15 protein-coding genes are annotated in these 12,569 nt (G+C 64.9%); 6 read left to right on the top strand and 9 right to left on the bottom strand.

What is annotated here, in order from left to right:
* Positions 1-2: 2 nt before the first annotated feature.
* The 4 genes from TO66_RS15735 to TO66_RS15750 form a co-directional block, all read right to left on the bottom strand.
* Positions 3-596, bottom strand: coding sequence for a fimbrial protein (locus TO66_RS15735; RefSeq protein ID WP_044463201.1), 594 nt, complete (start codon positions 594-596; stop codon positions 3-5).
* 228 nt (positions 597-824) lie between these two features.
* On the bottom strand, positions 825-2,663 hold the full coding sequence (locus TO66_RS15740) for a Gldg family protein (RefSeq protein ID WP_044463202.1): 1,839 nt from the start codon (positions 2,661-2,663) through the stop codon (positions 825-827).
* 4 nt (positions 2,664-2,667) lie between these two features.
* Positions 2,668-3,402: an ABC transporter permease subunit gene (locus TO66_RS15745; RefSeq protein WP_044463203.1), complete on the bottom strand. Its 735-nt coding sequence runs from the start codon at positions 3,400-3,402 to the stop codon at positions 2,668-2,670.
* Positions 3,399-4,322, bottom strand: a complete 924-nt coding sequence (locus TO66_RS15750; protein WP_044466051.1) for an ABC transporter ATP-binding protein — start codon at positions 4,320-4,322, stop codon at positions 3,399-3,401. Before TO66_RS15750 ends, TO66_RS15745 begins: the two co-directional genes overlap by 4 nt.
* Positions 4,323-4,545: 223 nt before the next feature.
* On the opposite strand from TO66_RS15750, the gene TO66_RS15755 reads away from it, so the two are divergent.
* The 3 genes from TO66_RS15755 (at position 4,546) to TO66_RS15765 (ending at position 6,668) form a co-directional block, all read left to right on the top strand.
* Positions 4,546-5,463: a hypothetical protein gene (locus TO66_RS15755; RefSeq protein WP_156162072.1), complete on the top strand. Its 918-nt coding sequence runs from the start codon at positions 4,546-4,548 to the stop codon at positions 5,461-5,463.
* A 119-nt stretch (positions 5,464-5,582) separates the two neighbouring features.
* Entirely contained in the window at positions 5,583-6,050 is a 468-nt protein-coding gene (locus TO66_RS15760; protein ID WP_044463205.1) for a VOC family protein, read from the top strand.
* Between the two features lie 117 nt (positions 6,051-6,167).
* Positions 6,168-6,668 carry a DUF4142 domain-containing protein gene (locus tag TO66_RS15765; protein WP_044463206.1) on the top strand — a complete coding sequence of 167 codons (501 nt, stop codon included), beginning with the start codon at positions 6,168-6,170 and terminating at the stop codon, positions 6,666-6,668.
* A 97-nt stretch (positions 6,669-6,765) separates the two neighbouring features.
* Here TO66_RS15765 and TO66_RS33390 read toward each other — a convergent pair whose 3' ends face one another.
* Positions 6,766-6,933, bottom strand: coding sequence for a hypothetical protein (locus TO66_RS33390; protein ID WP_156162073.1), 168 nt, complete (start codon positions 6,931-6,933; stop codon positions 6,766-6,768).
* Between the two features lie 256 nt (positions 6,934-7,189).
* Here TO66_RS33390 and TO66_RS15770 point away from each other — a divergent pair, with 256 nt between their 5' ends.
* From TO66_RS15770 to TO66_RS15780, 3 genes are all read left to right on the top strand, one after another.
* A complete protein-coding gene (locus TO66_RS15770; protein WP_044463207.1) occupies positions 7,190-7,357 on the top strand; it encodes a KGG domain-containing protein in 168 nt (55 codons plus the stop codon).
* A 94-nt stretch (positions 7,358-7,451) separates the two neighbouring features.
* Positions 7,452-7,865: a CBS domain-containing protein gene (locus tag TO66_RS15775; RefSeq protein ID WP_044463208.1), complete on the top strand. Its 414-nt coding sequence runs from the start codon at positions 7,452-7,454 to the stop codon at positions 7,863-7,865.
* 73 nt (positions 7,866-7,938) lie between these two features.
* Positions 7,939-8,217 carry a hypothetical protein gene (locus TO66_RS15780; RefSeq protein WP_044463209.1) on the top strand — a complete coding sequence of 93 codons (279 nt, stop codon included), beginning with the start codon at positions 7,939-7,941 and terminating at the stop codon, positions 8,215-8,217.
* Here TO66_RS15780 and TO66_RS15785 read toward each other — a convergent pair.
* The 4 genes from TO66_RS15785 to TO66_RS15800 all read right to left on the bottom strand — a co-directional run bounded on the left by TO66_RS15785 (position 8,214) and on the right by TO66_RS15800 (position 12,464).
* Entirely contained in the window at positions 8,214-9,353 is a 1,140-nt protein-coding gene (locus TO66_RS15785) for a carboxylate-amine ligase (protein WP_044463210.1), read from the bottom strand. The genes TO66_RS15780 and TO66_RS15785 overlap by 4 nt on opposite strands.
* 15 nt (positions 9,354-9,368) lie before the next feature.
* Positions 9,369-10,349, bottom strand: a complete 981-nt coding sequence (locus tag TO66_RS15790; protein WP_044463211.1) for a class I SAM-dependent methyltransferase — start codon at positions 10,347-10,349, stop codon at positions 9,369-9,371.
* A 21-nt stretch (positions 10,350-10,370) separates the two neighbouring features.
* Positions 10,371-11,744 carry an iron-containing redox enzyme family protein gene (locus tag TO66_RS15795; protein ID WP_044463212.1) on the bottom strand — a complete coding sequence of 458 codons (1,374 nt, stop codon included), beginning with the start codon at positions 11,742-11,744 and terminating at the stop codon, positions 10,371-10,373.
* 255 nt (positions 11,745-11,999) lie between these two features.
* The gene (locus tag TO66_RS15800) at positions 12,000-12,464 is read right to left on the bottom strand and encodes a cupin domain-containing protein (RefSeq protein WP_052506128.1); all 465 of its coding nucleotides are present in this window, start codon (positions 12,462-12,464) and stop codon (positions 12,000-12,002) included.
* Between the last annotated feature and the right edge of the window lie 105 nt (positions 12,465-12,569).

Genomic DNA, 12,569 nt, shown 5'->3' on the forward strand with positions numbered 1-12,569 from the left:
GCTTACTGGTAAGTCAGGGTAAACGGCAGCGTGCCGTTGGCAGTACCAGGCACCAACGTTTCGCCGTTAGCGACATAACCGGCTCGCATATTGAGATTGGCGGTGTACTTTGGAGCTTCCGTTGTGCCGCCCTTTACCAGAGCTGCGTCGATGAATTCGTTCGCCGCCAGATTGATCAGGTTATTGGCACTGTTATAAACAGCGATGCCCACACCTTTCGCGGTACCGGTGGTTTTCAGCAAGGTGTTCTTTTTCGGATCGACGCCCGACCCGGACATCGGGTCGAATTGCAAGCGCACCGTGGTCAAGCCGGTGGCGGTGGCACCGCAATCGAGGTTGATGCTGATGGCATTACCGGCCACGATACTGCCGCCCGCGGTCCCCCCCAGGGAGTCCATACTGACCTTGCCCAGGGCGACGTCGATGTTCTGGTCGCCTTTGCTGCCACCGACGGTGGTGCCGGCGCCGGCGGTGGCGCTGCAGGAAGCGGCGGTGATTTCACCGGTAAAATTGATGGTGCCGTCCGCGGCCATGGCCGAATTGGCCAACAGGCCGGCAATGGATGCTGCAAGAATTTGCTTCAGATAAACGGACATGAAACGTTCCTATCGTTAGGGAGTAGTAAGCAGATCAACTCTTTGAAAGAGTGAGGAAATTTTCCTTTTTGAGGCAAACGCCAACAATCTGCCGATTCCAACCACCCCCCTAGAAAAGTCCTTCATCTAAGTAGGACTACTCCTACAAAAGCACAGCAAAAAAAACGCCTGTCCTTTTAAGGAGCAGGCGCATTCATGGCCCAGGCGGCGTTTTAATCCCAGGACAGATCAGCGTCTGCTGATGGCTCGACGGGACAAGGCGGCGCTCGCCCAGCGCCCTGCGCCCAGCAGCCCGATCAACAGCGGGACCAGGGCGATGTTCACGGCCTTGAGCCACTCCCCCAGGCGCTCGATTTCCAGGTTGGATGCCCTGGCGGTCCGGCGCATCTGCGCCTCGATGGCCTGTCGCTCTTCGGTGAAGCGCATCATGGTTGCCTGCTGTTCGGCGGAAAGCTGGTCATTGCTCTGGTTCTCACGCTGCAACCGGGCCAATTGCCGGTCCGTCTCATCCAGGCGGCCCTGCAGCTCGGCATTCATCCTGTGCAGGCGCGCACGCGCCTGCCCCTGCATCTGCTCGACCAGGCCAAACGTACGGCTGAAGTGCCCCCTGGAGCGCAGGCCGATCAACTCGTCGGAACCGCTCAGATTGTCCAGGGCATTGAGTACGAAGTTGCCGTTATCGGCCCAGGGCATCGCCAGCGGGGCCCCGCTACGGTGCTGCAGTTCGATCCAGGTACTGTCACTGAGCACGTCGGTGTCGGCGACCGCGATCACGTGAATGCCGGCAGACTCGCTCAACTCTCCGGGGCGGGCATGCTCGCGTTGCACATAGGCCGAGTGCGCCGGTCCTTCGATGCGTGCGGCCAGGGCCAGGCGCTGTGCCGCCGTCTCGAATTGCGAGGCCAGTTGCGCCGGGTCCGTCAGGTGGTCCAGACGCGACGTCGGCAAGGTGCCGGCGCCGGCCGAGCTGCTTAGCAATGGCGTGAACCGCGTACTGGCGCCGTGCGTTGGTTCAAGAACACCGGCGGTGCTCAGGTTGATGCCTGTCAACCCGGCGGTCACAACGTCTTGCGGATTCATCGCGGCCCCCGGCAGCGTCAATGCGGTGGGTTGCCAAACGGGCCGAGGCTGCCCGGGCAGGTTCACGTACTGCCCATACTCGTCATCGGCGACCACCACCGCGCTGCGCAGCCGCAGCCCCCAGGCGCCGAGCAAAGCGGTAAGTGTGGAAGCCTTGTCCTTGCTGGGGATACCGAAGTACGACTCGCCCGGATCCTGCTCGCTGTAGGGGTCCACGAACACCAGCAGACGGCCGCCGCGCAGCACGAACTGGTCGATAGCGCGCAAGGTTTCACGGGACAGGCGCTTGGGGTGGACCAGCATCAGCACCCTGAGATCGTCCGGAATGACCTGCGTCTCGCCCGACAGCTCTTTTACTTCGAAGGCTTTGTGGATTTCTACCATTACCTGCCAGCGTGGCCGCAGGTGGGGTGCCGAAGGATCTTCATCCCCCTCGACCGGCAGCGTCGAGATCAGGCCCAGGCCCGGTTTCTCCGGCTGTCCCAGGGACTGCAGCAGACGGCTGATGTCGTATTCGAGAAAGTTCTGCTCATCGATGGAAAACAGCGGCAGGCTTTTCCAGTGGTCCTTGTCGCTGGAAGCCACCAGGCCGAAATACATCGGGGCATCCATCGCCACGGACAACGACTGCAGGCCATGGCTGCGGGCCTGTTCTTCCTCGCGGGAAAACGGCGCCGGGTCGACGACCTTGAGGTTCAAGCGGCCCCGGGACCTTCGCTCGTATTCTCTGAGCAGCGCCTGCACCCGCTGGGCGTAACTGCGCAGGCTCACCGCTGCCTTGGCCTGCTCCCTGGAAAAATACAGCGTCAGTTCAACCGGTTCGGGCAATGCGCGAATGATCGCCAGGGTTCCCTGGCTGACGCTGTAGAGCTGGTCTTCGGTCAAGTCCCAGCGGGCGTCTTGCAGGCAGGGAGCCAGACCCAGGTTGAGCCCGGGCAACAGCAACGCCAGACCGCTCAGGCACAGCACTATGGAAGTCTTGCGCATGCTGTCACCCGACCCGCCTGAGTTCGACAAGCAGTGCCGTGGCCAGCCACCACAACACAATCTGGCTGGCGAAATACACCAGGTTCTGCGCCAGCAATACGCCTTCGCTGAGCGCCGCGTAATGCCCCAGGACACTCAGTGATGCCAGCTGGTCCAGCCATTGCGCATCGACCCACGGCCGGAAAACCTCTTGCACCGATGGCATGCCGAAAGCGCTGAACAGCAGGCAGAGCATCACCGCCAGCACGAAAGCGATGCTCTGATGACGCGTCAATGCCGATACGCAACCGCTGATTGCCAGGAAACATCCCGCCAAGAGCAACGCGGCCAGGTAACCGCAGAGGATCGCGCCATTATCCGGCTGGCCCAGGTAGTTGACGGTCAGCACCACCGGAAAGGTGAGCAACAGCGCAACTCCAGCCACCAGCCATGACGCGAGAAACTTGCCCAGCGCCACGCCGAAACTGTTCACCGGCAGGCTGAGCAACAGCTCGATCGATCCGGACTTGAACTCCTCCGACCACAGGCGCATGGCCAGGGCAGGCATCAGCAACAGGCACAGCCACGGCTGGTAATGGAAGAACGGTGCCAGGTCGGCCTGGTTACGCTCGAACAGCGCCCCGGGATAAAACGTGCAGAAGCCGCTCAGCAACAGGAAAACAACGATGAACACATAGGCCACGGGCGTCTCGAAGTAGCCGCGTACCTCGCGCTTGATAATCGCGCCCAGCACGCTCATGCCCGTTGCTCCTGGATCAGCCGGCGAAAGATTTCTTCGAGCCGGCCGCGCTCCACCACACGCTGGCTGACTGGCCATCCTGAACGGGCAATCAGCTGGTCGATGCCGGCCAGGATCGTCGCCCCAGGCTTGGCCAGGACGGTGATGGCATGGGGTTCGCGGCCGTGTTCGATGCCGGCGACGCCGGGCAGCACTGCCAGCGCCAGCATGTCCAGGGGCCGCGAACTGGTCAGGGTGACGGCCTGGTGGTAGCGCGAACGGCTTTCCAGCTCCCCGGGTGTGCTGTCGGCCAGCAGTTGCCCGTCATTGATCACCACCACCCGGTTACACACGGTGCTGACTTCTTCCAGCAGGTGTGTGGAAAGCAGCACGGTCTTGCTCTGGGCCCAGTACTTGATCAGTTCGCGAACATGGTGGCGCTGCGCCGGGTCGAGGCCATCGGTGGGTTCGTCCAGCAACAGCACCTTGGGGTCGTGCAGCAAGGCCTGGGCCAGGTCGACCCGGCGCCGGTACCCCTTGGACAAGGTGGCAATCCGTTGCTGGCCCACGGCGTCGAGCTCGAACAGGTCGAGCATGGCGCCGACCCGCTGGCGCTCGAGCGCGCCGCGATACCCCCGCACCTGCGCGATGTAGCCCAGAAATCCGCGCACGCTCATGTCGTTCTGCCCCGACATGCCCTCCGGTACATAGCCGATCAGTCGCTGGGCCTGGCGACGCTGCCTGCGGATATCCAGGCCATGTACGGAGGCCGTGCCCGAGGTCGGCAGCAACGTGCCACCGAGCATGCGCATGGAGGTCGACTTGCCGGCTCCGTTGGGCCCCAGCACACCGAGCACTTCGCCTGGCGAAGCGCGAAAGGAAAGGCGGTCCACGGCGGTTTTGCCGGCAAAGGTTTTGGTCAGGTGGCTAAGATCGATCATGGCGTGCAAATCCGCGGGAAACATGGGTACAAGGCACATTGGTGCCCTATTCGCCAGCCAGCTTAGGGGGCTGTTACCCGCGATAGAACGGTGAAACCATTGATTCAGACTGCTCCTTCATTTGCCGTCGATTAATCCGACAAAACTTGCGCCTAGTCCTACAAATCCAGAAAAAGCAGCTGCGTACCCTTGTCCTGAACCAGTCAAGAATCAGGACCTGCCTATGACCCTTCGAACCATCCCCCTCTGCAATCGTCACGGTGAGCAGATGAACGCAGCATTGCTCTGTGCGTTCCACATCCCTGCCTGCGACCGCTCGTTCCTGCTGTACAGCCGCAATGAAAAGCTCGGCAATCGGCTGGCACGGGTCTATCTGGGCGCCTTCGCCCTGGAGGACGGAAACGTGCGGATGATATGCGCCAGTGCCCAGGAGTGGGAAAACGCGCTCGAGGTGCTCAAGACCCTCTTCGAAGATGTGAATGCGGGTCGCAATACCGCTGCGGCAGACAGCTACCATCTGGTGGATCTGGGGGAAAAGGAGGTACCGACATCCCGGGTGGAAGCACACCGGCAGTTGCAGATCAGCCAGCAATGGTTGCTCAGGTTGCTCAATCGCGTCACCGATGGGCAGTACGACGTACCTGTCGAGGAGGACCCCGCGCACGCCAGTGAAAACCTGGCGTTCGGCTTCGAACTCACGGAGCAACCGCCGCAGGTCAGCGAACACCTGATGAACAAACTGACCACCCTCAGCACCGACCCCGCCCTGGCAGTGAACTTCAGTTTCGGCGAACGCGGTCGTTGCGTATCCCCCATCGCTGAGCGCCCAGCAGTCGCAGCGCCGGCACAAGCGGTCGCCATCGATGAGCCCGGCGCGTCCGACAGCCTGAAAAAAGTGGAACGCAATATCCGATCGATCATGACCAGCCTGCGCCAAAGGAAAGACGCACTGCTGGCCGAGCGCCTTCGTCTGTCCACGCTGGAACGGCAGCTGGCTGAGCGCGAAGCGGCCCTGGACCTGCGCGAAGCCGCGATGCAGGACAAAGACGCGTTACTGAACGCGGGGTTGTCCCAGCTCAAAGACATCGATAGCGAACTGGACGAGTTGTTTCGCGGGCTGGATAACGCTACGCAGAGCTGAACCCGGGCCATCCGTCCTCCTCCTGCCACTTGCGATGGAACAGAAGAATCCTGGCGGGCTTCGAAACAGTCATGGGGGGCCGGTCCCCGACCCTGCCTGTTCACCCGGAGGATCCACCCATGTTCAGTCATATTCAGATCGGCGCCAGGGACCTGCCGCGGCTGGTTGCCTTCTACGACGCGGTGCTCGCGCCTCTGGGCCTGGTCCGCGAATCGTTCCGCCTGGAGGACGGCCTCGAAGCCGCCTGCTGGCGGTTCCCTGGCCAGCATTGGCCGCAGTTCATCGTGCAGCCGCCGATCAATGGCCTGCCGGCCAACTGGGGCAATGGCGTGCAGGTCAGCTTCGCCTCCCGCTCCCCCGACCATGTGCGCCAGGCCTGGGCCGTCGCCATCAGCCTGGGCGCCCTCGACGAGGGTGTGCCGGGGTTCCGGCCGCGCTATTCGGAGGATTACTTCGGCGCCTATTGCCGCGACCCCGAAGGCAACAAGCTGTGTTTCGTGCACACCGCCGAGGTCCAGGCCCTCGCCCTGGACAGCGGCGCCCTGCCCGCTGCGCCAACCCCGGCCGGCCCGCAGAACGCCTCCTGAGCCGTCGTCGCCTGGGCGCCCCTCGGTCGTCGGCCGCGGAAAAAAGTTAAACCTTTGCCGGCCCCGGCCCCTCAACCGTCAGGCGACACCATGCTCGCGTCATCCTAGGAGAACGATATGAACAACCTGCTGATGAAACGAATGGGGTTGGGCGGCCTGTTGCTGGCGGCCGGCCTGTCCAGTGCGCTGGCGGCGACGTCCAGCGCGTTCGTCGAACAGGCCGCGCAAGGCGGCATCAACGAGGTCGAGAGCGGCAAGCTGGCGCTGGAGAAAAGCACCAATGCCGAGGTCAAGGCGTTCGCCACGCAGATGGTCGCCGACCACGGCAAGGCCAACCAGGAGTTGCTGGCCCTGGCCGGCACGCTGGACATCCAGGTGCCCGACGACGCCTCGCTGACGGCCAAGGCCAAGAAGATGATTCTCGAGATGCGCGACGAATCCTTCGACAAGGCGTACGTCGACAATCAGGTGGTGGCCCACAAAGAGACCGTGGCCCTGTTCAAGAAGGAAGTGGCTTCCTCGGACAAGCCCGAGCTGAAGGCCTTCGCCGAGAAGACCCTGCCCACCCTCGAGCATCACCTGGAGATGGCGCAGCAACTGCAATCGCAACTCAAGTGAGCCCGGGGGCAAGCCCCCGCGGGGGCTTTTCCGGGGGCCGGCAGTGGCCTGTATCGGCTCGCGGAGCGGGCCGCTGACAGTGTCCGGCCCGCGCCTGTCACTGCTTCTGCGGCTCGGGCTGGGTCATCGGCACCGAGGCCTTGTAGGTGTCCTTGTCTTTGTCCTCGGTGTTTTCAAAGCAGCCCTGCAGGGCCAGCAGGCAGCACAGCAGGGACAGCGTGCGGGCCAGGTTGATACGGGTCGGGTTCATGCAGCTCTGGTTCATGGAAGAACTCCGGAAAGGATCGGCGCACCGGGCCGGCGACGCCTGGTAAAGGGCAGACCCGGCAGCCTGCGCCAGTGTTCAAAAAAACTCGCCGGCCAAGGGACGAAGTCCCCGCCGCACAGCCCGCTCCGGCGGCTGTCGACCGCTCGTCCAGCTTCGCCGAACAAATTTTCAACTTTTGAAAAATCCCGGCACTCCCAATTAGTGCTCGCTGCGATTGCGAGCGAACACTCCATTGACCAAGAGGTAGCGAATCATGGCTAACACCGGAAATTCCAATCCTGGCAACTTCGCGAACGACCGGCAAAAAGCCTCCGACGCCGGCAAGAAAGGTGGGCAGGCTTCGGGCGGCAACGAACGGCAGAAATCCGACGCCGGCAAAAAAGGCGGCCAGCACAGCGGCGGCCGTGGCGGTCGCAGCTGAGCGCCAGCTCCCAGGTCGTCACCAGCGCGCAGGGGTTCACGCCCCTGCCTCATGCCGGGCCCCCGCGGCCCGGCTCATCAGCAGGAGTCCGATGATGAAAATCTCTGAAATCATGACCCGCGACGTGCAGACCGTGCACCCCGGGCAGACGCTGCGGGAAGTCGCCAACATGATGGCCAACATCGACAGCGGCGCCATCCTGGTCAACAGCGAGGACCGCCTGGTCGGCATGATCACCGACCGCGACATCGTCATTCGTGCCGTGGCCAAGGGTGAAAGCTGCGACACCCCGATCAGCGGCGTGATGAGCAGCGACATCCGCTATTGCTTCGACGACCAGGAGGTCGACGAGGTGGCCCGCAACATGGCCGACATCCAGATGCGCCGCCTGCCCGTGGTCAACCGCGACAAGCGCCTGGTGGGCGTGGTGTCGCTCGGCAATATCGCCAAGGCCTGCGACAGCGGCGCCAACAACACCGTGCTGCAGGGCGTCGCCCAGGCGCACTGATAACGGCGGGCGCGACGCAAATGGACCAATGCCCGCTCCTGACCAGCCGGGGCGATGGCCTGCGAGGAACCCCATGGATTATCTGGACTGGCTGCAATGGCCGGCCATGCTCGTCACCGTCCTGGCCGCCTGGCTGATCGGCTCGCTCAAGCCCGGGCGCCGGGTCGCCGGCTTCGTCTGCTTCATGCTCAGCAACCTGCTGTGGGTGCTCTGGGGCTGGCACGCCCACGCCTGGGCCCTGATCGTGCTGCAAGTGTGCCTGGGGATCATGAACCTGCGCGGGCTGCGCAAGAACACCGCGGACGGCGAGCCTGACCGGCCCGGCGCGTTCGATCGCGATGCCCGGCGCTAATCGGCGTCGGCGCTTTCTTCCAGCAGCTCATCGACCACCGCGCGGCGTCCGGCCTCGTCGCCAGCGCCGTTGGCCCGCGCTTGCAGGCAACGCAGCTGGCGTTCGGCGCTGGTGCCGCGTTGCAGCAAGCGCAAGGCCTGGTCGAACACCTGCTCTTCGCCGAGGCTGCGGGCTGTGGCGGCGAAAGTCTGCCGGGCCCGTTCCAGCCATTGCGCCAGGGTCAGGGCGCCACCGCCTTCGGCCAGCAGGAAGCGGCCCTCGGGTCCCCAGCGCCGGGCCTGGGCGCGATTTTCCTTGAGCAGCCAGTAACGCTGCGCGCTGAACTGGCTGCCCGGCGCCGGCAATTGGCACGCGTGGCGGATCATCACCCGGAACAGCGCGGCGAGCAGCAGGCTGTCGGCCAGCCGCGGACAGGCATCGGTGATGCGCAGTTCCAGGGTCGGGAAGCCCAGCGAAGGCCGGATGCACCACCAGACGTTGGCGTCCGCCGGCATCGCCCCGGCCTCGCGCAACAGCCGCAGGTAATGGCGAAAATCCGCTTCGTCCGACAGCTGTTCGGGGATGCCCATGCGCGGCCATTCATCGCAGGCCACCTGGCGGTAGCTCAGGTAACCGCTGTGCTCGCCCTGCCAGATCGGCGACGAGACACTCAGGGCCAGCAGCATCGGCAACCAGGGCAGGACTTCGTTCATCACCGCGACGCGGTCCACGCCCGGGGGAATTTCCGCATGTACATGCAGGCCGCACAGCAGGCTGCGCCGGGCCACCAGAGCGAATTCGCCGAACAGTTGCTGGAAATGCGGCTGGGGCGTGGCGCGTTGCAGTCGCCAGTCGGCCAAGGGGTGGGAGCCGGCGCAGACAAACCCCAAGCCATGACAGGCCAGGGCCTGGCCAAGATCGCGACGCACTCGGCGCAGGTAGCTCGCGGCCTGCGCGCCCTGCTCGAAGACCGGCGACGCCACCTCGATCTGGCCCTGGAACATTTCGTAGGCGAACCCCGGGCCTATGGCTTGGCGGCAGGCGTGCAGCACCTCGGCGGACGGCTCGGCGAGCAGGCGCCGGCTGTCCAGGTCGGTGATGAAATACTCTTCCTCTATACCGAAGCGCTGCACCGGCCCGGGGTCGACGGCGATCATCGGCGGCACCGGCGCTCAGCGCAGCCGGGTGACGGTCAGCGCCACCACCGCGATCCGCTCGACCCGCTCGTAGCCGGGCTTCTCCAGCTCCTCGCCGAACACGTCGGGGTCGAGTTCGCGGTAGGTCCAGCCGTAGGCGTCGCCGGCCAGCATGACCCGCGCGGCGTCCAGGAACGGGTCGTGCCCGTCGACCATCGCCACGCCGGTGTAGAGCAGCAACGTGCCCTCGCGGTTCAGGCGCGGCAACGCTTCCTCGAGGATGCGCAGCGACAATTGCTCGCCCAGCGCGCCGCCGCCATGGCGATAGGCGCGGCGCTGGCTGTCTTGCATATAGGGCGGGTTGGCCAGGATCAGGTCGAACTGGCCATCGACGCTGTCCAGCACATCGCTGTGGTAGACGCTGACGTTACGCGCCTGCGCCAGTTCGGCGTTGATCGCGCTCAGGCGCAGCGCCCGCGGGTTGATGTCCACCGCAAGCACCTGCGCTTCGTGGCGCGCCCGCGCCACCAGCAAGGCCCCCACCCCGGCCCCGCAGCCGATATCCACGGCGCGCCGCAGCGGCGTGAAGCGTTGCTGCAGGTGCGCCTCGATCAGGCTGGCGAAACGGTAGCTGTCGGGGCCGAAGAACACCGCGTCGGCCTCATCGGTGGGATACGCCGAATGCGCCAGCAGCAGCGGCCCCAGGCTCGACCAGCGCAGCGTGGCGCGCCAGCCGCCGTCCACCCGCTCGACGATCCCGGCCTGTTGCAGCTCGGCCAGCCGGGTGGCGTCGAATAGCTGGTCGTCGAAGGGCCGCGACCAGCCGAAGACCCCGCGCAAGTCCGTGGCGCGCTGGTGTTCCGGGCGCGCGTTGACCCGGCTGTGGGTCAGGGGCGTCGGGGTGACGAAGCGGTAGCCGGCCGCCAGCAGGCGCCGGCCCTGTTGCAGCAATGCCTGGTCGGCGCGCGAGCGCGTCGAATACACCAGCGGCTGCGGGCGTGAAACGGAATCGGCCATGGGCGGTTCTCCTTGGGTTGCTCAGCGCCACAGGGTGCGCAGCTCGATAAAGCGCCGGGTGGCGAACAGCCCCGCGGGGCGAAAATGCCGGTGTGGGCCGAGCCACGGCAGCAGCAACGCCCGTTGCCGCTCGGCGTCCTGCCCTGCCAGCTCGGCTTGCAGGGCGCGGGTTTCGGCATCGTCCGGGAGATCGCCGCGCGAGCGCTCCAGGCTGCTGGTGCGGCGTACTGGCGCGCTGCGCCTGGCACTGCGCCAGTCGCCGGCGATCCAGTCGTGCAGCAGCTGTTTCTCGAAGCCGCTGAACACCCCGAACATCGCCGCGCCAGGGCCTTCGATCAGTTGCCAGAACGGGCTGTCCGCGGGGTTCTGCTGGCGCTTGATCCAGCCCCGTTCCTGCAGCGCCCGCAGAAAGGCCGGGATCTGCCCGGGCTGCTCCAGCCACTGGTTGACGCTCTTGCCCTCGAAACGGCAATAGTCGGAATGCATGTACTGGCCGAAGCGCCGCTTGCGTTCGAGCATCGCCACCAGCTCGTGCTCCAGGTCGAAGGCCTGGATCACGTCGGTCGAGCCCGGGCCGAGGTCGTTCAAGCGATACCCCCGCGCCACCCGCTGCCAGTACTGGGCGGCATCCATGTCCAGCGGCTGCAACGCCTGCACCGCCTGCACGGCGCGGCGCGCATGGCCGCAACTGGCGTTGTCGATGGTCACGTGCAGGGTGAAGTAATACGGGTCGATCCCCAGTTCGCCGAGTTCGTAGGCGCTGATCAACAGATGCAGGGGCAACTGTTCGTAGCCCAGGTTGTACCCCAGCACTTCCGGCAGGCAGGTTTCGGCGCAACGGCCGAGCGCCAGTTGCACGGCGCCCTGGCGAAAGAGTTCGTCGTCCAGCCCGAAATCGCCGTCGCAGCCGTGCTCGGCCAGCAGGCGGCGATAGATCGCCACATGGTTCTGTGCCGGCTCGCCGTCGCCGAGCTCTTCCAGGTAGGTGGTCAGCAGGCCGTCGTAGCGCGGGTCCTGACCATGCGCCAGGACCCCGTACAGCCAGGCGCCGTCCACCTCCTTGGTCGGGGCGACCGCCTGGAGGAAATACAGCGCATGGGCCTTGTTGTGGAAATACCGCCGCGCGCCGCCGGCCTGGCGCTCTTGCAGATAGTCCCGGTAATCGCGTGCCACAGCGGCGCGGCGCTCTTCGAGCCACGGCAGCAATTGCGCCGGGTCTTCCGGCAGCGGCGCCAGCCCGTCGCCGGTCTGCTCCAGCTGCTCGTGCAGGAACTCCGCGGCCCGTGTCTCGGCAGCCTGGTCGTTGTCCAGCAGCAACTGGTGGTACAGGTTGCGCAGCGGTGAATCGAGCGGCGGCGTGTCGGGGCTGCCGTGCAACGAGCAGAGCTGGCTCATGGCAAGTACCTCGCTCGCGCTGGCAGGCGCAGGCCGCCGAACGCGCCCGGCGCCGTCGATGAACAGATGAAAACCCCAGCGAATGAAATGGGCATGGCAGGACTCCCCGTGCGGTGACTCGAATCAAGGCCATGTCGCGACTGCCGACACTCACCTCCCGACAGGCGCCCACTGGCGCCTGGTACACAGGAGAGCCGCAGCGGCGGAAAAAAATTCCATCAGCGTGCGGTGAGTGCCGATTACTGGTGGGCAGGTTCAGAAATACCGCAGACCATATTTTTCCTGGAGCCTGAGCAATTGCTCGGGGTCGGGTGGCGCCGGGGCGGCGCGGCGAATCAGTTCGCCGGCCTCCTTGAAGAAACCTTCCGCGCCACCCGGGGTGAAGGTCGTCAGGAACCGGCAGGGAATGTCGCCTTCGTTGCGAAAGCATTGCTCGACGCCTTGCGGCGCCACCACGTAGCTGCCGGGCCCGGCCCGATAGAGCGTCGGGCCGATCTGCATGGCCAGGTGCCCCTCGAGGATGAAATTGTTTTCATCCTCGCCGGCATGGATATGCCGGGGCACCACGCCGCCGGGTGGCAGCAGGGTTTCCATCAGCGAATAGACCCCGCCCGTATCGGAGGCGAAGACCTTGATGTTCATCCGGGCGCCGCTGGGGTGCAGGACGTGATGGCCCTCATCGGGGCGGAGCATGCGGGCGATGGTCGAATGGCGGTGCATGGTGTTCCTCCGTTGATGCCAGGCGGCGCCATGGCAAGTGCGCGGAGAATCTTAGCGAGGCGAACCCTGGTAGGATTCATGCATTTGGCCAGATGATCCATAAAA

This window comes from Pseudomonas sp. MRSN 12121 (assembly GCF_000931465.1).
In the GTDB taxonomy this organism is placed as follows: domain Bacteria; phylum Pseudomonadota; class Gammaproteobacteria; order Pseudomonadales; family Pseudomonadaceae; genus Aquipseudomonas.